Consider the following 22475-nt stretch of genomic DNA (forward strand, 5'->3'; position numbering starts at 1 on the left):
AGTTGTTATCCGTATTTACCGCAAAATAAGCCTATGCGATAACCGTTAAATACAATTAGATTAGCATATGAACAATTAAACAGAGTATTAAACTCACTATCTTCAATGTTTGCTAAATCTTTTGTTGTACTATAGCAGGCGAACTTTTATCATCTAACTATTATAAAAACTCATAAAATTACAAATATAAATGTTTCAACCGATCAGCCTTTTTATTGGATATCGATATTCACGTAGCCAAAGCAATAGCGGCTTCGTCTCTTTCATTACCTTTTTCTCAATCGCCGGGATCTTACTTGGCGTTGCAGCACTTATCACCGTTGTCTCGGTAATGAATGGCTTCGAAGGACAATTAAAGCAGCGCATTCTTGGCTTAGTTCCGCATATGGTTATCGAGTCAAAACAACAGAATTTAGAGAATTGGCAATCTTTGCAACAGCAATTGTTTGAATTTGAACAAGTAAATGGCGCAACGCCGTTTCTTGAAAATGAAGCATTTATTCAATCATCAAATAATCTTCAAGGCGTATTAGTACAAGGCGTCTATCCGGAGCAAGAAAAATCTCATTCCATAGTTGCTGACAAGATGCAAACCGGCACCATTGAATCCTTGCAGTCAGGGCAATACAACGTCGTTATGGGTGTTGGACTTGCAAGAAAACTGGGCTTACAAATTGGCGAAAAAGTTCGCATCGCACTACCGAATAAAACCATTTTTACGCCGATGGGACGAGTACCTGTTCAGCGCACGTTTACCTTAAGTGGCGTGTTCTTTGTCGGCTCTCAAGTGGATGACCATATGGTGATGATTCACGCGCAAGACGCCGCCCGCTTACTACGCAAACCAAAAGAAAATGTTGATAAGCTTCGTGTCTACCTTGATGATGCATTTGCAGCAAAACCATTGTTTGAACAGCTAAGCCAAGACCCTAGATTTTCTAATTTTAACATCACCACTTGGGACAAGAGCCAAGGTAATTTGTTTGCAGCGGTTAATATTGAAAAGAATATGATGTGGTTAATGCTTAGCTTAATCGTCGCCGTCGCCGCATTTAACATTGTTTCGGCGCTGGTGATGGTGGTTATCGACAAGCAAGGCGAAATTGGCATATTACAAACCTTAGGTTTAAAGCCAAAGAATGTATTACAAATTTTTATCACTCAAGGCATGATAAATGGCTTATGGGGCGTCTCTTTAGGTGCCATTATCGGCGTGATATTTACGTTAAACATCAACACCGTATTATCGGCGTTTGGGGTAAATATTTTAGGCTCCGGTTTTGTCATGCAAACTTTGCCTGTCGATTTACAATTTAGCCAAGTATTGACCATTATTGTCAGTGCGCTAGTGATGAGTTTTACCGCCACACTGTACCCCGCTTATCGGGCTGCAAAAACACAACCGGCAGAGGTTTTAAGAAATGAATAACGTGCTTGTTTGCCAAGATTTGGTCAAGGAATATCAACAAGGTCCACAAATAACTAAAGTGTTGACTGGATTGGACTTAGCCGTTGAGGCTGGTGAACTATTAGCGATTGTCGGCAGCTCAGGATGTGGTAAAAGTACATTTTTGCACTTAGCAGGTGCGTTAGATACGCCAACCCAAGGCAGTGTCAAAATTGATAATACGGATATTTATCAGTTATCGGACTCACAACGTGCCGATTTTCGAAATAAACACTTAGGTTTTATTTATCAATTCCATCATTTAATGATGGAGTTTAGCGCGGAAGAAAATGTCGCAATGCCATTATTGATCAGAGGCGACAAACCTGCTCAAGCGCTAGCTGCGGCAAAAGAAATGTTAGAAAAAGTAGGCCTTAGTCATCGCTTTAGCCACCGACCTTCGCAACTATCCGGTGGCGAACGCCAGCGTGTTGCTATCGCTCGTGCGTTAGTAACCAAGCCGTCGTTAGTACTGGCCGATGAACCAACAGGTAATTTGGATTTCGAAACCGCTGAACAAATATTTCAGCTGATCCAAGAATTAAACCGCTCTGAAAATACTAGCTTTGTGGTAGTCACACACGACTTAACATTGGCGAGCCGAATGGACAGACAACTCAAGCTTGCCCAAGGTAAGTTAGTGAGCCTCGAAAGCGACTCTACTCAAGTTGTTAACGAGCGCTAACTATGTCGATGAAACATTCCACAATAACCAAACTAACAGGACTAAGTAATGATTAGACCTCTTAGTGTTTATCTTGGCTTACGCTATGTACGCAGCAGGCATGGTAATGGCTTTGCTTCGTTTATATCTGCATCATCAACCATCGGCATAGGCCTTGGCGTTATGGTGTTAATTTTAGTACTTTCGGCAATGAATGGCTTTGAGCGAGAGCTCGCTAAAAGATTACTGTCGGTAGTGCCTCACGGTGAATATATCGCCGTTACGTCTGCCATTGATACTTGGCAGCAACAGATTGAGAAAATAGAACAGTTTGATGATGTCATAGCCGCCGCCCCGGTGATTAAGCTTGGCGGTTTATTACAAAAAGGCGAGAACTTAAAAGCCTTAGAAATTAGAGCCGTAGATATCAACAAGGAACAACAAGTTTCTGCCATCACTGACTTTATCACCGATGGACAATGGCAAAATTTGAATGGACAGTCATTGGTTATCGGTAAAGGTATTGCTAAAAAGCTCAAGGTAAAAGTTGGTGATAGCGTGCAACTTATTATGCCGCGTAAAAGCCAGAACAGCAGCCAATTTTCTGCCCCTAAAAAGTATAATATGAATATTGTTGCCATATTTGATTTTGGTGGCACTATCGATGAAACATTAGCCTACATGCCTCTGGCAACAGGTGATGCAATTGCCGAATTAAATGGCGCGGTACATGGAATAAGGTTGAACGTCGCTGATGTGTTTAAAGCGCCACAAGTGATCCGAACCATAGGCCAGGAGCTCGATGTTTATGTTTATATGAATGATTGGACGCGCACTCAAGGTCATCTTTTTAACGATATTCAACTCGTTCGAACGGTGATGTTTGTGGTTATGTTGCTTGTTATCGCCGTGGCCAGCTTTAATATTGTTTCCAGTCTATTCATGGCTGTAAATGATAAAAAAGGTGACATTGCCATTTTAAAAACTATGGGCGCAAAACCTTCAACGATTATGATGAGCTTTGTTTATCAGGGCTTAGTTAATGGTGTGCTAGGAGCAATTGTAGGCGCAGGTTTAGGCATATATCTATCGTTAAACTTAACTGAGATCATTACCGCTATCGAGCAAAGTTTTAATATCAAATTTTTGTCTGGCGATATCTACTTCATAGACTTTTTGCCTACCGAGCTTGATATCAGAGACGTCATTTTTACCGTTACCGCGGCATTAGTATTAAGCCTTTTAGCAACGCTCTACCCAGCCTGGAAAGCAACAAAAATTGACCCGGCGAAAGTGCTAGGACAAATCTAACAGCTTATTCAAATATGGCTGGCGAATGTTTTAATTATTCTTTATTGGCCTAAATGTTTTAATGAAAAACGTCAGCAACACCTCTAAAGCGCTATTTAACCGATGTTATCTCTGCTTCGCTAAGATAGCGCCATTGACCGAGCTCAAGCTCAGCATCGAGCTCTATCGCGCCTATTTGCTCTCTGTGTAAACCTATTACTCGATTACCGATGGCGGCAAACATACGTTTTACTTGGTGATATTTGCCTTCGCTAATGGTCAACAACGCTTCCTTTTCACCTAATACTTCAAGTTTCGCAGGCTTGGTCAGCTTAGGTTCATTCTGCAATTGCAGTCCGTGCTCGAATCGCTCTATTGCATCATCAGGTATTGGCTTAGACAATTGTACTCGATAACGTTTGTTGCACTCTTTTTTCGGAGAGGTAATTTTATGGGACCATTGACCATCATCAGTAATTAATACTAAGCCTGTGGTGTCCGCATCAAGTCGACCAGCAATATGCAAATCAAATGCCCTATCGACTTCAACTAAGTGCAACACTGATGGGTAGAGTTCATCGACATTTGAACAAATACAATCTTGCGGTTTGTGCAGCATAATATAACGCGCTGTTGCAAAACTTAACTTATTGCCATGCAAAGTCACGTCGGATTCTTCGTATACCTGAAAGCCAGGATCTTTAATGGTTTCATCACTGACTTTTACCGCGCCAATTTTGAGCAATTTTTTTGCTTCCGTTCGGGAAAGTTCAGTACAACGACAAAGGTATTTATCAAGACGCATGCTTGTCTCTAATTTAAATGGGGCTATAAAAAAGGCCATTTTATATGTAAAACAGTTCCCTGTCTTTATTTATAAAGCTTTAATTACGGCATTTATAAAAACGACTCACATTACTATTCATAAAAACCAAAACGAATAGAATGAATACACGTAACTACTTATTAATTTGATAATAAATGTTTAGTGACAATGACTAACCTTTGTTATGGTTATTGATAATGATTAATCGATATGGAATAGAAATGCTGAACAACAAGCAAAAGATAATGGAATGGTTAGAGTGCGAGTTTATAGGTGCCGACGTGGAGCATGCTAGAAAACCGCCTAATGATAAATTCTCGGTTAAAACGAGGGATTCATTAATGCTTTTAATAGTTTCTGATGTCATACAAGAATCAAAAACTCCTAATAAACTAATCGATGAATTTACCTCAAGAGATGTAATATCTACTATGAATAAAAATCCTAGAAAGGCAATTCATGTTACTCAACATAAAATTAGCATAAGGGAATTAAATGAAATTTAAAATTGAAATTATTTTAGGCGCATTAATTATTGGCGCGGCAATTATTTATTCACCTATAGCTATTTATAAATATAAATACGATGACTGCATGGATCATGAAAGACAGAAGCTAGGATTAGAGAAAGACAAAGTTCACCCTATATTAATAAGTTTACAATATACGTGCTTTCATAAGCTAAACGTAGATTCAAAATAAGCATGGTAAATTTCGTAATCATATTTCACAATGCTTCAGAAAAGAGGAATTAATTTGCTAAACAAGTTTATAGACTGGACACAGAAAGCATCTACGGTGCCTAATACGGTCATTACAATCGCCATTGTATGTTTAATATACTGGATACAACCTTTATACCATTTGAAATACCTGTTTTCCGATACTCATTTGGTTTACATTGAAGTCATACAAGAACCAATTGGTGGCGAAATTCGGCTATTACATAAATATTCAGACCACCGTACTTTTAAGCCTTTAGATTTTGATTGTGCATACTATTGTGATGACTATTTTAATGTTGTCGGCTCTGGGAAGCTTTATGAAATTCGCGTTACAAAACTTGCATTAAAGCCTCAAATTATAGATATGCGTTATTTTTCTACAATGATATAAAACCGCAACAATTCAAATTTATGGATTTCCAAAGGAACTTCCGTTATAGAACAATTCCCTGTCTTTATTTATAAGGCTTTATACACGGCATTTATAAAAGCTGCTCACATTACTACTCCAAACAAAAAGCTGCTTGATATTTCATTAATATCAAGCAGCTTAATCTGGTATTAAATGCTTATCGATTACCAATCATCATTGCTAATGTTTTGGTTGATAAATCTTTCATATTCGAAAAATAAATTATCAATTGCTTGTTGATTGTCTTTGATCATTCCATCTCTTGAGATACCAGCGTATTCGATTGCACCAGGTTGATCACTTTTGTTACTTATATGGGTTATAGAAATTCTAGCTTTTCCATCTTTTACATCAATCTGCACCGTTGCTTTAATTTGTACACCATAACCATGTGAACCAATATTTCCTTTTGCAATGATTCGACCTCTATTTTCGTCTTGCATTTGGATAACTGCTTTCGAGTTTTTCCAATAATGAGGAAAGAAATCCAGAGTGTTACCGTATAATTCTGACTTTGATTTATTATCAAAACTTATAATTTTTTCTTTCTCTAAAGGTAAATCACTTACGTAAACACCTGTCATTTGACAGGCTGACAAAAAGATTAATGAACTGATTACTAATATTAAATTTTTCATTTGGAAACTTACTAAGTTACTTTCGATAGGGAGATATTAATTACCTTTTTTTAAAAATAGAATCGCGCGTTACAAATGAGTTAGACACTATTACATTCCGATAGTTATAATTCGCTCAATTAAACAGATTAAAGAATAGAGCTTATGACTAAAAATATTATTTTTATACTTGTGTTTGTATTGAGCGTATCAGGTTGTGCAACTAGTAAAGCTAATTACGGTTTTAAAAGGCCTCCAGCTATGGTAGAACCAATGTTCATGAGCTGTGATGATATGTATAACTGGAGTGGTTTAATCATGACTGATCGACAAAATGGAACGAGTATTGTTGATGCGTCGAAAAAATATAAAGGATTAGAAAAGTTAGTAATGGCAGCGTATGACGTTCCTGCATATGACCCAAATTACCTTAAAAAAGATGCAGCATTAAAATTCGCCACAGCATTCTACAAAGCTTGCTACGAAGCAAAACATAATAATAAGTAAACCTTATTAAGCATTTTAAAATTAACGATACTGCTTTTTTCAAATAAACTCTATGGTTCAATGATGAAAAACCTTAGTTTAAACTTAACACTTGTTATTTTCCTTATGCCTAGTTTTAGTGTCTTAGCAACAGAGAAAATAGCTACACTTTGGGCTTACGACTCATATGAAGAGCTTGGCAAATCAAACCATGAAGATAGAAATAGGTTATTAGTTGATTCATGGGTAATAGATGAAAGCAAGAATAAAAAGTGCGGTTATTTAGCGGCTCGCGTCGATCAATACAAATCCAAAAGTTATCATATAGACGTTCTAAATAAGAAAATTGACAAAGGAAATAAAATTTTATTAGAAGAGTTTACTGAGTCTAACAAATATTATATGGATGAAGTAAAAGAAGAAATTATTAAGTTTAAAATTCAAATTTCCAGTGTTGAAGATAATTACTATTTTATCAGATGCAGCAATGTCTCTGATCCTAAAAAGCTTAACTCTCTACTTTAATAATTCTTGTCAATGCTTTAGAGGATTTCCTTCATAGAACAATTCCCTACCCTATAATTAAAGGCTTTCAAGGTCGCTAATAATAAAACAACTAAAGTTACTGCTCAAAACATTCAATTGACACTCATTTCTGTATAAATACTGACCCCAACTATCATTAATAGTCCACATTAAGCAAATGAGTTGCAATTATGACTGTTCAAAATAAGCCATTTAAACAGGTTGTCGAGATAGCACAGCGCGAAGAATTGCCAATAGAGATCAAGCGTTACATCATTCACGATTATGGCACACTAACGCAAAACGGCTGCACAGTAATTGCTGGTAGTGAAGATTTAAGTGTTAATAGTCGAGCAATTGCAGAGGATATGTAAATCCACCCTGTCAAACAATCTTGAGTAGCAAATTGAGCAGTAAAAATAACAAAGCCGCTATAGAGTAACTATAACGGCTTATCCATTTCCTCATAGATAAAATGGCCTGAGTATCAAACAAAGCGCTATTTTACATCGCTAATATGTAGCTGGCTCGGATTTTCTTTGTAATAGAAATTATGAACCAATATTCGAAGCAGTCTCGATTTAGCTATGTTGGTTTTACTCGACAATTCATTTAATTGTTCAATCACTTCTTCACTCAAGGTGAACGTTGCATGTTTAAATGGTTTGTCTTCTGCAGCTATCGAAGCTAATTGCTCCGACAATTGCTGCGCTTGTATATGCAATTGCATTTGCATGTCAGCATTAACGATTTCACCTTTCCCTAAAGCATAGTTCGCAGCATCTTCAATAAAATCATCAACGGTAAATGATTTAGGTTTTGATGATGATGGTGCAATCGTTTGCTTTTTAAGATCAGCTAAACTCATAACTCAACTCCTGCTCGATTGCCATCATTTCGGTGGCAATTTGACGAATTTCATTTGCAGCTTTACCGTTTGGCTCAGCCTCTAGAACTGACATACCACTTTCTTCACTGTCATCATATACGTTACGGGCATAGGTGATCGCATCTAAAACATTCATGCCGTATGAAGCACATACTTCTTTGGCTTCCAAAATTCTAGGTGCTTGGTTAGGTAATGATGGACATTGAGTGATCACAAATGATGCGATCATCTTAGGGTTAACCATTTTACAAGTACTTAGCATGTCTTCCATGTGTGGTGCGGTTTTAATATCACGGCGTTTTGGTCGCATCGGGATTAAAACGTGATCGGCAACCGACATCGAAGCTCGAAGTGCTAAATTATCTTGTCCGCCACAGTCAACAATTACGTAATCGTAATGCTCATTTAAACTGAGAAGATCGTTTCTGATCTTTCCGTATAATTGAATACAATTAATTGTCACCATGTTTGGGTTGTTATTTCGAGCGTGGATCCAATCTGAGCTCGTTCTTTGTGGATCGCAATCTGCGATCAATACACTGGCATTTTTCTCTTTCGCGAAAAAAACCGCAATGTTTTGTGCTAAGCAACTCTTTCCGCTTCCGCCTTTTTCTCCACCGACTAATAGAATCATAAGTCTGTTCCTTCATTTCACTGTATTTATTATTTAAATAAAGACTTTAGCTTGGGGGCTAGGCTTTTTTACAGCAACTGAAATCCGATTGAAAATTTACCATCGGTGAGTTCATTACATCGAACTACTTTGGCCGTTAAACTCTGGCTATCTGGGTGATCCGCCTGAAATTTAAACGTTACTTCTGTGTCTTCTGCAATTGCAAAATCATAGATTATACGCAATCCGCCTTTTGAAAAGTCGGCGCACGGACACTGAATTTTATGAGCTTGACCATCACGGTCATGCCAACTAATATCAACGGGCTCATTTTCCATATCAATACGGAAACTTCTGCGCCGCTCTATTAGGTCTATCTTGGGATCTGTCATTATTATTATCCTCTTTCGTTCCCTCTTATCAATCGGCAAATAAATAAATTAATGCTTTAGTCGCCAGCTTGATATACTCAATATAACAATAAAAGTTAAATTAATACAAATTTAGTGATAATAAAAAAGGGTTAAATATCAATATGATTTATCAATTGGGTAATAAAAAACCAAATTTTCATGGTGATTGCTTTGTCGCACCTAATGCAACACTGATAGGCGAAGTGGTACTACATGATAATGCATCTGTTTGGTTCAATGCCGTTATACGTGCAGATAATGACACCATAACTGTAGGCGAAAACTCTAATATACAAGATGGTAGTATCTTACACGTTGACAGCGGATTTCCTTTATCTATCGGTAAAAACGTCACCATTGGTCATAAAGTAATGCTCCATGGTTGCACAATTGATGATGGCTCGTTGATAGGCATGAATGCGGTTGTGCTTAATGGCGCTAAGATCGGCAAAGGTTGTTTGATTGGTGCCAATGCACTTGTGCCTGAAAACATGGAAATACCAGATGGCTCTTTAGTCCTTGGTAGCCCAGCTAAAATTGTAAAACAGCTTAGTGAACAACAGCAACAGATGATTGCAAAGGGAGCAAGCCATTACGTCGACAATGGCAAACTATATAATGAACAGTTAATCGCCTTAGATTAACTGTTCAACGTTAAAGCATGGAAACACTCAACGTTTTATAAGTTATTGAAAGTCTGAAATATTAAAAAGCAGGTGCTAAGCCACTTGCTATTTTTCATCCTCGGTCACGCATACAAAGGCAAAATATTGACCATCGTCAGACATCTTCATGCGCGTGATATATCCGCTACAATATTCTGCAAAGTTTAACCATGGCTGCCAAGTCGCCGTTTTTAAGTCATGGCTTAAATCAATGCTCACCACGGTATTTTTCTCTGCCGTCAAAACATTGCCCTTGGTTTGATGCCAGGCATAGTACATGTTCTGCTTCGGTAACAGCACCGTTGCTTTAGTGCTATTATCGGTAGGATTAAATAGCATCAATGTTGAGCCTTTGTCGCTGCCTTTGGTGTAACTAAACAATGCCTTGTTAGGCACTTTTCGTAACGTTCGACCAATATTAGTATCCACCATTGTTGACTTATTCAGACTAAGTGACGTTCTTTGCAAAACCATTGGCTCACCAAGTACAAACAACAATAAATCATCGTTATTTAGCCACAAGTGATAACCTACATCATGAATGTCAGAGAGTTGCTTTGCCTTGTTAGTTGCTGAAACTTCTTTCACGTTCAACGGGTATTGCCATAATAATTGCTTGCCATCGCCTGCAACTCGTATCATCGAAAAGTTTTTGCCATCGGGAGTCACAGTCGGAGAGTATTCACTGGCATTTGGCGTATTGCTGATATTAGATAACTGTTTGGTTGCAATGTCATAGCGCATGCTATCTGTTTGTCTAACACCATTGTCTGCATTAGCAAATTCAGATGTAAATAAGACGGCTTTAGAATCCGGCGTAAAATGTGGTTGGTTATCATAACCAATACGATTGGAAATATTGTTTACCGAAACCAATTCATCGCCATTAAGAGTGGCTAAAAACACCTCATCTTCAGCTAAACATTGAGCGTTATAGACAACTCCCATTACAATGACTATGCAATTTTTTGCGATTGCCTTACAAAACTTGTGGTTAGCCGAATGTAATACTCTAGTAATTAAATTTGAGTTGTAATTGAACATGATGTTCCCGATATGTTTATTGTAGATTTACGTTATCAAGCTGATTAAATTATGCAACTATTTATTCTAAACTTGAGCTTTATTATGGAATCGATTTAGCGAAATTCTTTAGCGATAAATGCCTGATAATTGTCAATTGCATTTTCATCGCCTTTATTAGCTTGCATTACCCATTTTTGATAGCGATAACTAAATACATCAAACCATCTATCTAATAAACCAGCACTGCGACTAAAACCAAACATAGCAAGCGCTTTACTGGCCACTTCAGCGGTCGCTAAGTGCCCTTCTTTTACAGTTTTGCGCACATGGTAGCGAGAATCTTCACTGCTTTCTCCTTGACCGTTATTAGTAAACGACAACAATGGTAGATGATGTAGATACGGGCTTTTCCTAAATATTTTTTTGGCTTGTCGCCACGTTGCATCAATAACAATAAACAAAGGAGTTTTGCCGTCATCTCCCCCTTGTGGTTTATCAGTAAAGACCACCTGTCCAGGCATTGCGTATTGTTCAGGAAAAATAATATAGGGTTGGTATTTCTCATCTTCTAGCAGCAATTGTAATTGCTCTGAGACTTGAGTTCTTTGCCAAATAAAAGCGTGAGTATCAGGAATAACATCAGCAATTAAACGTCCGGTATTACTCGGCTTAAGCACTTCATCATCAAACATTAACAATAAAAATGCGGCGTTACAGGGAGATTGTTTTACCATCGAACAAATACAGTAACGCTGGTCGATACGACATTGCTCACAGCGTTTTACACCGGCACCACGTGCTTTAAATTCTCTTGTGCTTATGCTTTTACGAATTTGATAGAGCTTATGAACAGCATGCATAGCAATATTATCTTAGTCGATATCTGATAGCGGCCAAGTAACAAGGTGATCTTCATAATCTTGCAAGTCTACCTCGTTATCTTTTATTATTTTACCACGTACCGACATTCCTGCTTTATGCATTGCTGACTTTTTGCCTTTATGTAATAAAGGGTGCCAAGATGGGATCCCTCTGTCCTCATGCAGGCGTCGATAGGTGCAACTATCCGGCATAAAAAAGATATCATTGAGATTATCTTGGGTTAATTTCACGCAATCTGGTACCAGTTTTGTACGCTCTTGGTATTTAGAACAACTACAGGTTTTATCATTAAGCAAATAACAAACGACATTGGTATAAAGCATGGTCTCACCTTCGCGAATATAGTCCGTCGGTGCTTGCATGCCTTCATCAACGATCTCGGTATCATCATCATGCTCTTCTTCGATTATTTTGTGTAGACAACATTTACCGCAACCATCACATAATGACTCCCATTCTGCTTCCGTCATTTCACTTAATGATTTGGTTTCCCAGAATGCTTCAACAACTGGTTTTGCAGGCGCTTTTTTACGGTTATTTTTTTTACTCACAAAATACTCTCTGGTTAACCTTAGTTTTGGTTTTGGTTTTGGTTTTGTTTTGTTTTGTTTTGTTTTGTTTTGTTTTAGTTTCACATTATCTACATCAGTGTAGTTAACATTATACTTTATATAAATGTTGTAAAATAGAAAAGGCGAGCAAGCTCACCTTTTCTTCTTTATGACTTTTTCAATCGTCTATCTAAACGATCAAATTCAATTACTGCTCGAATTTAATTCTATCGGCTAAGTGGCCAACGCTAGTGACAAAATAGTAAGATAGATTCCAATGCATTAACGACTTATAGTTATCGTAGGCTAGATAAGCTCGGCCTTCTTCGCCATCAGGAAATACTAATGCAGCATCGATATCTACCATTGGTAAATCAGAGCCATCGAACTTTCTCACACCAACTTGTTGCCACTTGCTTAACTTCATTTCAGTCTTAGCCCATTGCTTTAACCATGGCTTACGGCCGCCAGTGCGTTGTGGAATCGCTAATGAATAATCAAAACCTTGTGGTAATTGCACTTGTCTAGCCCAGGTAATATCGCTATTCCAGCCTACTTTTTTCAAGTAATTGGCAATCGAAGCAAATACGTCTGAGGTATTGTTCCAGATATCTTTACGACCATCTTTATCACCATCGGCAGCATAGGCTAAGAATGAACTTGGCATAAACTGATTATGCCCCATAGCGCCCGCCCATGAGCCATTCATATCTTCATTATCGATGTGCCCTTGTTTCAGAATTTCGAGTGCATCAAATAGTTGCGACTTAAAAAATGTTTCTCGGCGACCATCATAAGCAAGCGTTGCCAGTGCTGACACCACATTATAATTGCCTTGGATCTTACCGAAATTAGATTCTAATGCCCAAAGAGAGATGATAAATCTTGGCTGTACACCAAACTCTTTGCCAATCTTGCGCAACTCATCACCATGCTTTTCAAGCATCTGTTGCGCTTTTTCAACTTTCCAATCTGGGACACGTTTAGGTAAATAGGTTTCTAACGTTTCAACACTTTCAGGTTGACTTCTGTCGGCGGCAACGGCTCTTTTATGATATTTTACTTTTGAAAATGCGCTATCAATCAATTGCTTTGAATAGCCTTTTTCTGCGGCTTGCTGTTTTAACGATTCAACATAAGTTTCAAAACTAACGTCACGCTCTGAGGATTGATTTGACGCTACTTGAGCGTAGGTAACTGCTGAGAATAAGCATGAACTGGCGAACAACAATGGCGCCAAACGTGATTTTATGGTCATTTACATCTCCGACTAATCTTGTTCTACACCGTTTTCAATACGATGTTTTTTTAATAAATCTTCTGTAGGTGGTGGCAGTTGCAAATAAAAACCTTTTTCAGTTAACGCAACCTTCAATTTCTCGATATCAGCAAAGCCTAATTTGTCTCGTTTAGCGAGGTTAATTATGGTTACCAATTGTGGCGTGCCAAACGTTTGCTTTAAAACCTCTGGTACCGCTGAAAAATCATCGCGCTTTTTTACAAACAAATAGGTTTCTTGTTTTTTTGGGCTTTTATAAACCGCACACAACATGTTTTTATCACTCAGTTAACGTAATTTTATCAAGGCATTCAACCGAGTTACTTCGGCTAAATAAGTAATACCAAGTATAATATTTATCTCAATTGGTATAAATCATTAATATAACACCACAGCCATAGTGGTGAAAGATAAAAAGCATATCAATTAGGTCAAATAATCAATTAACTGAAATCTCTGTTGCCAGTGATTCTCTATTTTCGTAGGGAATAGCAATTACTGCAACACTTGATAGGTTCACTGATATAATTCAGACTTCGAAAATAGCGAAAGGTTTCGAATAATTTATCACTAATTTACACACTACCTTAGATACGGGCCAGAATGCTAACCCAATTGCTAGAACTAAAGGCTAGAACTAATGAGACTAAAATCCACTCTCGGCAAAAGCAACGAGTTCATCTTTAAACATCTCCTTGCGCCAGCCATTAATTAGCTCGACTTTCTCAGGGTGATTATGCTGTTCATTAAGCTTCCAAAACCAGCAAAGAAATTGGTTAATTTGTCTTTTACCTGCGACAACTTGAACATCTAAATTATGCTGTTGAGCCAAACTGGTCAGCTTAAGTTTTACTTGCTTAAAGATTTGTTTGTAGCCTGGATACGAATCTAATCTTGTCAGCACTTGTGGATATTGCTCCGCCGGTATTTTATTGGCAGCGCGTAATACATTTAACATCGCCTTACCTTTGTGCCGAACATCAAGGATCTCAATACCATCATAACTCGCCATCGCGCCAACATTTTGCGGGTTACGCTGGGCGACAATCATTAACGTGTGGTCTTTGGCAACAAAGCTAAACGGTAAATTTCGTTTTACCGCTTGTTCGTATCGCCAAGTAAGTAGTGCTTTTAACAAATTAAGCTGCTGTGGCTTTAATTTCCAAGCTTGTTTATTATCCAAATAAAGTTTCGTTGCATCGATAGGTGTAAACTTTTTATCAATTTGAGCTTGAGTCTCTTCAGTCGCCGCTGTTAAAAAACCAGCATCACTCGCATGCTCAATAATTTTCGGTGCTATTTGATGTAGATACCAAACATCCAACGCGGCATAATCTAACTGACGCTCAGTCAATGGTCGTTTCATCCAATCAGTACGAGATTCACTTTTATCTATATCAATATCGAGAAAATGTTTAACCATAGCCGCATAACCCATTGATAAACCGTGGCCTAGAAACGACAAAAGGATTTGTGAGTCAATCATATTCGCCGGTTTGCAGTTACCTGAGTGCAAAAACACTTCTAAATCTTCCGAACATGAATGAATTATTTTTTGACAATTTTCGTCCATCAACAATTGCCAAAATGGTGTTAAATCGTCAATTGCAACGGGATCAATGAGTGCTAACTGTTTACCGTCATATGCTTGTAGTAACCCTAAGTTTGGATATAAGGTTCGAGTGCGAACAAATTCAGTATCGACGGCCACAAGCTTTTGCTGTCTCGCCGACTGACAATATTGTTCTAATGTTTCAAAATCCTCAATATAAATAAACTGCACGCATAAATCTCTATAAGTAATATAATGGCTAAAATGGAAGGCCTAAGATGAACAACCTAAACCGAATATTAAAAGTGTCCGAGCTTTAGTGGTCGCTGTCAACACTTATAATTCGCTTTAGTGGTATCTTTAACAAAGAATAAAGAAAACGGCGATAAAGCAAACAAAAATGCCCTAATTTAATTAGGGCATTTGGCGATGTTTACTCAATATGATGAAAATTGACGTTATATACGCAACTAACTCTACTAACGCAATTCGCGTCGCAAAATTTTACCTACATTCGATTTCGGTAATTCGTCTTTAAATTCTACTAATTTCGGCACTTTATAATTAGTCAGATTCTCTTTACAGTGCTTTATCAATTCTTTGTCGGTCAATGAATCATCATTTCGCACCACAAATATCTTCACAATCTCGCCACTAATATCATGTGGTATACCAATAGCAGCGGTTTCAACAACCTTAGGATGCATCATCACCACATCTTCAATTTCATTTGGAAACACATTAAAGCCAGAGACGATGATCATATCTTTTTTACGGTCAACAATGCTAAAAAATCCGGCTTCATCCATCACCGCAATATCACCTGTTGCTAACCAGCCATCTTTTAATATCTCGTCGGTCGCTTGTTGACGATTGTAATAACCCACCATCACTTGCGGGCCTTTGACAAACATTTCCCCAGGTTGGTTAATGTCACACTCATTGCCTTGGTCATCGATAATTTTTACATCAGTTGATGGCGCCGGCAGACCGATACTGCCATTAAAGGCCGTTTGGTTATAGGGACTTATTGTCACTAACGGCGAACACTCGGTTAAGCCATAACCTTCTAATAAGCGAGTACCTGTGACTTCTTGCCATCGCTCTGCAACGGCTCGTTGCACCGCCATACCGCCACCAAGAGAGACTTTTAAATGAGTAAAGTCTAATTGTTCAAACCCTGGAGTATTCAACAGACCATTGAATAAAGTGTTGACGCCAGTGACCGCAGTAAACTTGTATTTACCTAATTCTTTAACAAACCCCGGCATATCTCTTGGATTGGTGATCAATAAGTTGGAGCCACCTAAGGTAAAGAAAGTGAGACAATTCGCCGTTAATGCAAATATATGATAAAGCGGCAATGCTGTAACAACAAATTCCTCGCCTTTGACCAGTAATGGCTCTAAAACACCTTTCGCTTGCTCTAAGTTTGCGACCATGTTGCGGTGACTAAGCATCGCTCCTTTTGATACGCCAGTGGTACCACCTGTATATTGCAAAAACGCTAAATCGTCACCGTTTATGTCGACAGGTTTAAAGGTTAAGCTTTTCCCTTCGGCCAACACTTGATTGAATGGGATCGCATTGTTAAGAGCAAATGAAGGTACCAGTTTTTTCACATGGCGACAGACAAAATTGACTAACGCGCCTTTGACCATCCCTAATCGATCGCCCATCGACGTGAGGATCACATGTTCAATAGGCGTATCAGCAATGACTTTTTCAAGCGTACAGGCAAAATTTTCGATAATAACAATGGCTTTTGCACCACTGTCATTTAGTTGATGTTTTAATTCTCTAGCGGTGTATAACGGATTGACATTTACCACCACTAAGCCAGCAATAATTCCGGCAAATAGTGCAATTGGATATTGCAAAGTATTAGGCACCATAATGGCAATTTTATCGCCTTTTTGCAGTTTTAATTGATGTTGTAAATACGCAGCAAAGTCTTGCGCCTGCTGATGCACTTGGCCAAAAGAAAGTTCTGCCCCCATATTGATATACGCGGTTTTATCAGCGTATAGCGCGCCATATTTATCAAACATTTGTGCCAACGATTGATATTTGTCGGCATTTATTTCAAAAGGTACGCCCTCTGGGTAACTTTGCTCAAGCCAAATTTTTGTCACTAACATTCTCCTTTAGAGAAACAGTTGATTTGCATTCAATACTTAAGTATTTGTTTCAATTATAGTAGTTATCTTAAATACAGGTTAATTACAGTTGCTGCTCACAGATATCGATAAATTCAGACACACTTTCCATATGAGGGTGATGACCACCTTTAAGTGTAAATTGTTGATAGCTAGAATAGTGCTCGGCAAACACTTTAATCCCTGTTTGCACCATATCAAAACCGTTATCGCCAACGATTACCGAAACCGGACAATGGATATTTGAGATGATTTGGATAGCCTGTTTAAGTGAATAGCGCTGTGGCGACGTATTGCGTAGCCTTGCATCGCTTGACCAACTATAGCCGCCATCCACTTTGTTTAAGCCTCGTTGCACTAGCAAGGTAGCACTGTCATTTTTTAAATCAGACACTGTCATACGGGCTATCACTGCCTGATTAATATCTTTATGAACATTGAGTCGTTTGTTTTTATTTGCCAACCGAGATTGCATCCCCTTACGCAACTGCTCAGACGGATTCTCAGTTCCGGTCAACAACCCTATTGCTTCTATCAATATAAGATTGTTGACCTTATCGTTGAATGCAGAGGCAAATGCACTAGCGACCATTCCGCCCATCGAGTGACCAATAATTGAAACTTTTGACCATTGATTACTTTCAATGAGTAACAATAAATCATAACTCCAATCAATAAAATGATAATGTGCATCAGCACTGCGATGGAATGACTTGCCATGACCTGGCCAGTCGATGGCAATGAAATGATAGTTGTCGAGTAAAGGATGATTTTGCTCACTCATCTCATTAAAAAACGGCAAATAGCTCGCCGCATTATCGAGCCAACCGTGTACACATAACACGATTTCTTTTCCTTCGCTGCCCGCTGTTAATGCTGCTATGGTTTGTTCGCCAAAAGGAAGCGCTAGCTCTTTGCATTGGTGAGTCATCAATAAGTTCTCAATAATAAACTACTCTAAAAAACAATATTACCTGGTAATAATGATTGCGTTGTTAAAACCGGCTTTCGTGTTAAGTATTTGGTATATAATATTTGCTACTTGGTTTTCGTTTTGGGTTTTGGCCTGATCTTAGGTTTTACGTTTCCCTGTATAGGTCCATGGTAACCTGCAGGATAATAGCGATAAGTTGGTCGATAGTGCCAGTAAGCAGGGCTATGCCAAATATTTGGTTGTTCAACTCTAATAATGGTTTTGACTTTCCATAGATGTACATGATTTGAAGTAACTACAGGGTATTGGTACTCTAATTCACCTATTTTACCCGTTTCCGACGGTGCAACTTTACCTAATACAGTTACTTGTCGCCCTTTTTCAAAAATAATCGGATCTAATAGACCATCGGCGTAAATTCGAAAACGGCCTTCGGTTTTATCTTCTACCTTTGGTCTTGTTGAGCTTGCCAAGTCCATACGAACCACTTCTAGCATGGTTTTGTTATGCAAAGTTTTTACTTCAGCGATCACACCGCCCCAACGAACATCCATACCATTGTGATTATTTGGCATCGCTCTAACATCAGAGAAGTCGACTAACGGTGTATTTTCACTCACCCGTAACGGCTCTGGGATCGTGTTGCAGCCACCAAGCATTAAACCAACAACGACAAATAATATGACTTGTTTCATTAAGACTTCCTTAAATAATAAATTCCACTTGCACCAATCGCTGACCAAATAACAATCCAAACCATTTCAGGAATAAAGGTCAGTGATGCCAACATTGCGCCATCACCAATATTTTGATTATCAATTAAGTACAACGGAGACTTAAGACTATTCAATAACACCATGATTGCAAACAACTTTAATACTACAGGGAGAATAGGAAAATGGGAAATCTTAAGACTAAATAGAAATAGCGCCAGCAAACATAAGCAGATAAATAAAGTGAGTAAATCTCTGACCCATAATAGGCAACTGACGACAATCAGTAGCGCCAATAATGCACTCGCTATATGAGTAACACGGTTGTTTAATTGCGCAATTTTATACATCAACACACCCCACATTACCGCTCCAGCATAGCCCGAAAAAGCGATAACAAATGTGCTCCCCCCCAAAGTCGTGCATAAACCTGCGCCATTGGTAAACAATTCAATTTGAACAATCGAACCACCGGTCAGTAGTGCTGCTAGACCATGGCTTATTTCATGAAAATAGCTCTCGAGCCAATTAAAGGGAATCGATAGGAAAGGAATATATTGCAGTACTAGAGCGACAACAAGTAACAACCAAAAATTGTTACCTAAACGAGAAAGTTTAGAATGAGCATCGCTTTTATTTATCATTTACAGCCTTTTTATGTCGTACAACTTTTTTACGCCCTACAATAAGTTGTTGCTTATGATCAGTCTTTATTAATTACTCTCGCCCTGGCAGCTTTTTCCAAGTAACCGTATCACGCAGATAAACAGGTTGAGCATGTTCAGCACTGACTCCGTCACCGTTATCTAATGCAATAGCACCGATTTCTAACATTGCTTCAGCCGTTGGAAACTCGATGTCATCATTAATATTTATATCGCCAATATTAGCTAATTGTTCAGCATAGGCATTCCACGCACTGCCGACACCATTTAACTTAGTTGCAGAAGGTGCTGATGCACTGTCTTGAGGTTTTGAGTAATGCTCAACAAAATGATCATGTAGTTTTTCAGGTGCCATCACTACTTCATCAACAACCGCTTGCATTAAATTGTTTTGATCTAGACGAAATAATCCGCTGTATGTTTCACTCATGCGAGCATCAATTGCCGATAACACTAGGCTTTGGCCGTGTTTCATATACGCCGCCTGCGCCATTGCTTGCAAAGTTGATACCCCGACGACCGGCAAGTTTGCGGCAAAAGCCAAGCCTTGGGCAACACCAATGCCTATACGCACACCAGTAAAGCTACCTGGACCACGGCCATAAACTAAACCATCAAGTTGATTCAATTTAACGCCAGCCTCTTTTAGCACCTCATCAACCATAGGTAACAACATCAAACTATGAGACTGTGGGCATAATTCGTAACGACTATAAGTTTTATCGTTAAAACGAAGTGCTACGGAACATGCTTCGGTTGAGGCATCAATGGCCAAATAATTCAAAATATACTCTCTTAAATGGTAAACGGTTTAGAACTAGGACAATGTTAAATTATATCCTACTAAGACAATTTGTCATCGTCATTTCTCGTCTGTTTTATTTATTTTTTGTAAGAATTTCACAGCCTTGTTCAATTCTCGGGTTCTGCTCATGTTCGGCAAACTTGATAAAAACACTTCGCCGTAAGGATTATTTACTAAGCGTTGGTCGCAAATAGCCAATACGCCTTTATCACTTACGTCACGTATCAACCGACCTACTCCTTGCTTTAAAGAAATGACCGCTTGTGGTAACTGGATCTGTTTAAAAGGGTCGCCACCTTGACGTTTAATATCTTCACTACGTGCTTGTAGCAAAGGATCATCGGGCGAAGCGAATGGCAGCTTATCTATGATCACACAATTTAAACGATCACCACGTACATCGACACCTTCCCAAAAACTAGCCGTTGCTAATAATACCGCGCCTTTATCGTCCATAAAACGCTCTAGCAAGACGCTTTTTGCGGTTTGTCCCTGTACCAACAAAGTGTTATCTATTTCTTCAGCCAGCAATTCGGCGACTTGGTTCATCATTCGATAGGAAGTAAATAGGATAAAGCAGTTACTACTACTTGCTTTGATCAAGCTAATGGCAATATTAACCAGCGCCGTTGCTCGCTTATTGTCAAACGATTGTGGTAAATACCTTGGCACCAGCAACATTGATTGTTCAGGATAATCAAATGGGCTATCCAATAATAACTTCTTCGCGCCCCCCAACCCTAAGGCATCGCTAAAATGGCTAAAGTCATTGTTAACCGCCAGCGTTGCAGAGGTAAAAATCCAGCCAGATTCGTGACTTAGCATGTAGTCTTTAAATTTATCTGCAATAGATAATGGCGTTTGGTGCAACACCACATGACGCCTCGTTGTTTCATACCAAAGACTGACACCAAAGCTTTCAGTATCTTGCATCACTTCATATTTAGTAAGTAATTCGGTGGCACGCTCAAAGCAACTATCTATGACTTCTGAACGCGAAATACACATCTTTAATACTTCATATAAAAAGTTTAAGTCATCGTGTAACTGGCTAAACGCTCGCGCATAATGAGCATCTTGAACTAAATGCCGCCAATTGCCGCGAGTGGGATCTTGAGCAAACAATAATCGAAAGTCGCTAGCACTGCGCTGCAATTTTTCGGCAGCCTTTGACAGTTGCTTCACGTCGGTTAATTCAGTGCGATATTCCGTCAAACAATCAGCGGCCAACTCCATTAATTGCTTGCTGGAAAATGCTTGGCCAAAATACTCACTGGCAATATCAGGGATTTGATGTGCTTCATCAAAAATAACTACATCCGCTTGCGGGATCAATTCACCAAAACCAGTATCTTTTAATGCCATATCAGCAAAAAACAAATGATGATTTACTACTACTAAATCAGCTTCAATTGCCCGCTCTCTGGCTTTCACTAAATAGCAGTCATTGTAATCAGGACAAGTACGTCCTAAACAATTATCCACCGTCGATGTCACCTCGGGAAATAAACTCGAGTCTTCGGCAACAGTGGTGAGTTCTCCTATATCTCCAGATTTAGTTTGGCTCGACCATTCTCGAACGGCAACTAAATCGGCAAGTACATTGGCATCTAGTCTAACCCCTGCTTGCTGACGTTTTTGTGGTGAACTGGAGAAGTTTTGTTCTAGGCGAAACAAACAAAGATAATTTGAACGACCTTTGAGCAGTGCAATTTTATGACCTTTAGCAAAGGCTTTTTTAATCACCGGTAAATCTTTATGGAACAATTGCTCTTGCAGATTTTTAGTACCGGTTGAGACAATCACTTTTTTGTTTGTTAATAATGCCGGAATTAAATAGGCGAAGGTTTTACCAGTACCTGTGCCAGCCTCAACCATCAGTGATTTATTTTTCATGATCGTATCAGCAACTTCCATTGCCATATCGACTTGTGCCTGACGAGGATTAAATCCTGAAATGATTTGTGCTAGTGGGCCGTCTTTTGCAAAAGCCTCAACAATAGATGTCATTAACAATAAACTGATTTATAAAAATTACCCCATTATAACTACTCAATTATGATTAGAAAGCACTTTGACCAATAAAATCAGCTTACTTAAATCGGTTTAACGATTCAGCTACTTAGGCTAAAGATTGCACGCTAGCACTAACAAACGTAAGAAATAGAGACAAACGACAACGGTTGAATACAGCTAGCATAATTATTTATAAAAAATGCATATTCAACATAATAAAAAGCTTGACCTAGTGCGGCATAAACGTTTATGTTTAACACACGTATGCAATCCATTAACATTTTTGCAGCCATTAAACGAATTTACCGCCGAAAATAACGG

Annotated in this window: 27 protein-coding genes; 10 read left to right on the forward strand and 17 right to left on the reverse strand. The window is 38.6% G+C overall.

The genetic code is table 11. From position 1 onward, the window contains the following. Positions 1-190: 190 nt before the first annotated feature. Genes LT090_RS10425 through lolE form a run of 3 tightly spaced genes read left to right on the forward strand, consistent with a single transcriptional unit; the run spans position 191 to position 3422 of the window. Positions 191-1429: a lipoprotein-releasing ABC transporter permease subunit gene (locus LT090_RS10425; RefSeq protein ID WP_068547109.1), complete on the forward strand. Its 1239-nt coding sequence runs from the start codon at positions 191-193 to the stop codon at positions 1427-1429. Beyond that, positions 1422-2132, forward strand: coding sequence for a lipoprotein-releasing ABC transporter ATP-binding protein LolD (gene lolD, locus LT090_RS10430; RefSeq protein ID WP_068547110.1), 711 nt, complete (start codon positions 1422-1424; stop codon positions 2130-2132). The genes LT090_RS10425 and lolD overlap by 8 nt, the downstream gene beginning before the upstream one ends. A 48-nt stretch (positions 2133-2180) precedes the next feature. Further along, the gene (lolE, locus tag LT090_RS10435; RefSeq protein WP_068547111.1) at positions 2181-3422 is read left to right on the forward strand and encodes a lipoprotein-releasing ABC transporter permease subunit LolE; all 1242 of its coding nucleotides are present in this window, start codon (positions 2181-2183) and stop codon (positions 3420-3422) included. Positions 3423-3513: 91 nt separating this feature from the next. Here the strand turns inward: lolE and rsuA are convergent, their stop codons facing one another. Then, positions 3514-4206, reverse strand: a complete 693-nt coding sequence (gene rsuA / locus LT090_RS10440) for a 16S rRNA pseudouridine(516) synthase RsuA (RefSeq protein WP_068547112.1) — start codon at positions 4204-4206, stop codon at positions 3514-3516. Between the two features lie 242 nt (positions 4207-4448). On the opposite strand from rsuA, the gene LT090_RS10445 reads away from it, so the two are divergent. The 3 genes from LT090_RS10445 to LT090_RS10455 are packed head-to-tail and all read left to right on the forward strand — an operon-like array spanning position 4449 to position 5343. Further along, positions 4449-4733: a hypothetical protein gene (locus tag LT090_RS10445; protein WP_157726644.1), complete on the forward strand. Its 285-nt coding sequence runs from the start codon at positions 4449-4451 to the stop codon at positions 4731-4733. Then, positions 4723-4929 carry a hypothetical protein gene (locus LT090_RS10450; protein WP_068547114.1) on the forward strand — a complete coding sequence of 69 codons (207 nt, stop codon included), beginning with the start codon at positions 4723-4725 and terminating at the stop codon, positions 4927-4929. The genes LT090_RS10445 and LT090_RS10450 overlap by 11 nt, the downstream gene beginning before the upstream one ends. A gap of 54 nt (positions 4930-4983) precedes the next feature. Further along, positions 4984-5343 carry a hypothetical protein gene (locus tag LT090_RS10455; RefSeq protein ID WP_157726645.1) on the forward strand — a complete coding sequence of 120 codons (360 nt, stop codon included), beginning with the start codon at positions 4984-4986 and terminating at the stop codon, positions 5341-5343. A 185-nt stretch (positions 5344-5528) separates the two neighbouring features. Here LT090_RS10455 and LT090_RS10460 read toward each other — a convergent pair whose 3' ends face one another. After that, complete coding sequence (locus tag LT090_RS10460; RefSeq protein WP_068547116.1) at positions 5529-6002, reverse strand: DUF4468 domain-containing protein; 474 nt, start codon at positions 6000-6002, stop codon at positions 5529-5531. Positions 6003-6146: 144 nt separating this feature from the next. On the opposite strand from LT090_RS10460, the gene LT090_RS10465 reads away from it, so the two are divergent. The 3 genes from LT090_RS10465 (at position 6147) to LT090_RS10475 (ending at position 7366) form a co-directional block, all read left to right on the forward strand. Then, positions 6147-6488 (forward strand): hypothetical protein, encoded by a 342-nt coding sequence (locus tag LT090_RS10465; RefSeq protein ID WP_068547117.1) that lies wholly within the window; start codon positions 6147-6149, stop codon positions 6486-6488. A gap of 60 nt (positions 6489-6548) precedes the next feature. Next, on the forward strand, positions 6549-6992 hold the full coding sequence (locus tag LT090_RS10470) for a hypothetical protein (protein WP_068547118.1): 444 nt from the start codon (positions 6549-6551) through the stop codon (positions 6990-6992). Positions 6993-7183: 191 nt separating this feature from the next. Further along, positions 7184-7366, forward strand: coding sequence for a hypothetical protein (locus tag LT090_RS10475; protein ID WP_068547119.1), 183 nt, complete (start codon positions 7184-7186; stop codon positions 7364-7366). A 125-nt stretch (positions 7367-7491) separates the two neighbouring features. Here the strand turns inward: LT090_RS10475 and LT090_RS10480 are convergent, their stop codons facing one another. From LT090_RS10480 to LT090_RS10490, 3 genes are all read right to left on the reverse strand, one after another. After that, entirely contained in the window at positions 7492-7860 is a 369-nt protein-coding gene (locus LT090_RS10480; protein ID WP_068547120.1) for a ribbon-helix-helix domain-containing protein, read from the reverse strand. Next, a complete protein-coding gene (locus LT090_RS10485; protein ID WP_068547121.1) occupies positions 7847-8515 on the reverse strand; it encodes an AAA family ATPase in 669 nt (222 codons plus the stop codon). Before LT090_RS10485 ends, LT090_RS10480 begins: the two co-directional genes overlap by 14 nt. Positions 8516-8583: 68 nt before the next feature. Beyond that, positions 8584-8886: a PilZ domain-containing protein gene (locus LT090_RS10490; RefSeq protein ID WP_068547122.1), complete on the reverse strand. Its 303-nt coding sequence runs from the start codon at positions 8884-8886 to the stop codon at positions 8584-8586. A gap of 143 nt (positions 8887-9029) precedes the next feature. On the opposite strand from LT090_RS10490, the gene LT090_RS10495 reads away from it, so the two are divergent. Beyond that, complete coding sequence (locus tag LT090_RS10495) at positions 9030-9551, forward strand: gamma carbonic anhydrase family protein (RefSeq protein ID WP_068547123.1); 522 nt, start codon at positions 9030-9032, stop codon at positions 9549-9551. Between the two features lie 87 nt (positions 9552-9638). Here LT090_RS10495 and LT090_RS10500 read toward each other — a convergent pair whose 3' ends face one another. The 12 genes from LT090_RS10500 to LT090_RS10555 form a co-directional block, all read right to left on the reverse strand. After that, positions 9639-10616 (reverse strand): TolB family protein, encoded by a 978-nt coding sequence (locus tag LT090_RS10500; RefSeq protein ID WP_068547124.1) that lies wholly within the window; start codon positions 10614-10616, stop codon positions 9639-9641. 95 nt (positions 10617-10711) lie between these two features. Beyond that, the gene (locus tag LT090_RS10505) at positions 10712-11458 is read right to left on the reverse strand and encodes a tRNA-uridine aminocarboxypropyltransferase (RefSeq protein ID WP_068547125.1); all 747 of its coding nucleotides are present in this window, start codon (positions 11456-11458) and stop codon (positions 10712-10714) included. Positions 11459-11470: 12 nt separating this feature from the next. Continuing rightward, positions 11471-12031 carry a YcgN family cysteine cluster protein gene (locus tag LT090_RS10510; protein ID WP_226996465.1) on the reverse strand — a complete coding sequence of 187 codons (561 nt, stop codon included), beginning with the start codon at positions 12029-12031 and terminating at the stop codon, positions 11471-11473. A gap of 208 nt (positions 12032-12239) precedes the next feature. Next, entirely contained in the window at positions 12240-13289 is a 1050-nt protein-coding gene (locus LT090_RS10515; RefSeq protein WP_068547126.1) for a lytic murein transglycosylase, read from the reverse strand. Positions 13290-13301: 12 nt separating this feature from the next. After that, entirely contained in the window at positions 13302-13583 is a 282-nt protein-coding gene (locus LT090_RS10520; protein ID WP_068547127.1) for a YcgL domain-containing protein, read from the reverse strand. A gap of 373 nt (positions 13584-13956) precedes the next feature. Then, entirely contained in the window at positions 13957-15093 is a 1137-nt protein-coding gene (gene rnd, locus LT090_RS10525) for a ribonuclease D (protein WP_068547128.1), read from the reverse strand. A 248-nt stretch (positions 15094-15341) separates the two neighbouring features. Continuing rightward, complete coding sequence (gene fadD / locus LT090_RS10530; RefSeq protein ID WP_068547153.1) at positions 15342-16997, reverse strand: long-chain-fatty-acid--CoA ligase FadD; 1656 nt, start codon at positions 16995-16997, stop codon at positions 15342-15344. An 88-nt stretch (positions 16998-17085) separates the two neighbouring features. Beyond that, positions 17086-17952: an alpha/beta fold hydrolase gene (locus LT090_RS10535; RefSeq protein WP_068547129.1), complete on the reverse strand. Its 867-nt coding sequence runs from the start codon at positions 17950-17952 to the stop codon at positions 17086-17088. Between the two features lie 107 nt (positions 17953-18059). After that, positions 18060-18650, reverse strand: a complete 591-nt coding sequence (locus LT090_RS10540; protein ID WP_068547130.1) for a Slp family lipoprotein — start codon at positions 18648-18650, stop codon at positions 18060-18062. Then, positions 18650-19312: a M50 family metallopeptidase gene (locus LT090_RS10545; RefSeq protein ID WP_068547131.1), complete on the reverse strand. Its 663-nt coding sequence runs from the start codon at positions 19310-19312 to the stop codon at positions 18650-18652. The genes LT090_RS10540 and LT090_RS10545 overlap by 1 nt, the downstream gene beginning before the upstream one ends. Positions 19313-19385: 73 nt before the next feature. After that, complete coding sequence (tsaB, locus tag LT090_RS10550; RefSeq protein ID WP_068547132.1) at positions 19386-20117, reverse strand: tRNA (adenosine(37)-N6)-threonylcarbamoyltransferase complex dimerization subunit type 1 TsaB; 732 nt, start codon at positions 20115-20117, stop codon at positions 19386-19388. 78 nt (positions 20118-20195) lie between these two features. Further along, positions 20196-22148, reverse strand: coding sequence for an ATP-dependent DNA helicase (locus LT090_RS10555; RefSeq protein ID WP_068547133.1), 1953 nt, complete (start codon positions 22146-22148; stop codon positions 20196-20198). Between the last annotated feature and the right edge of the window lie 327 nt (positions 22149-22475).

The organism is Thalassotalea crassostreae, from assembly GCF_001831495.1.
In the GTDB taxonomy this organism is placed as follows: Bacteria; Pseudomonadota; Gammaproteobacteria; order Enterobacterales; family Alteromonadaceae; genus Thalassotalea_A; species Thalassotalea_A crassostreae.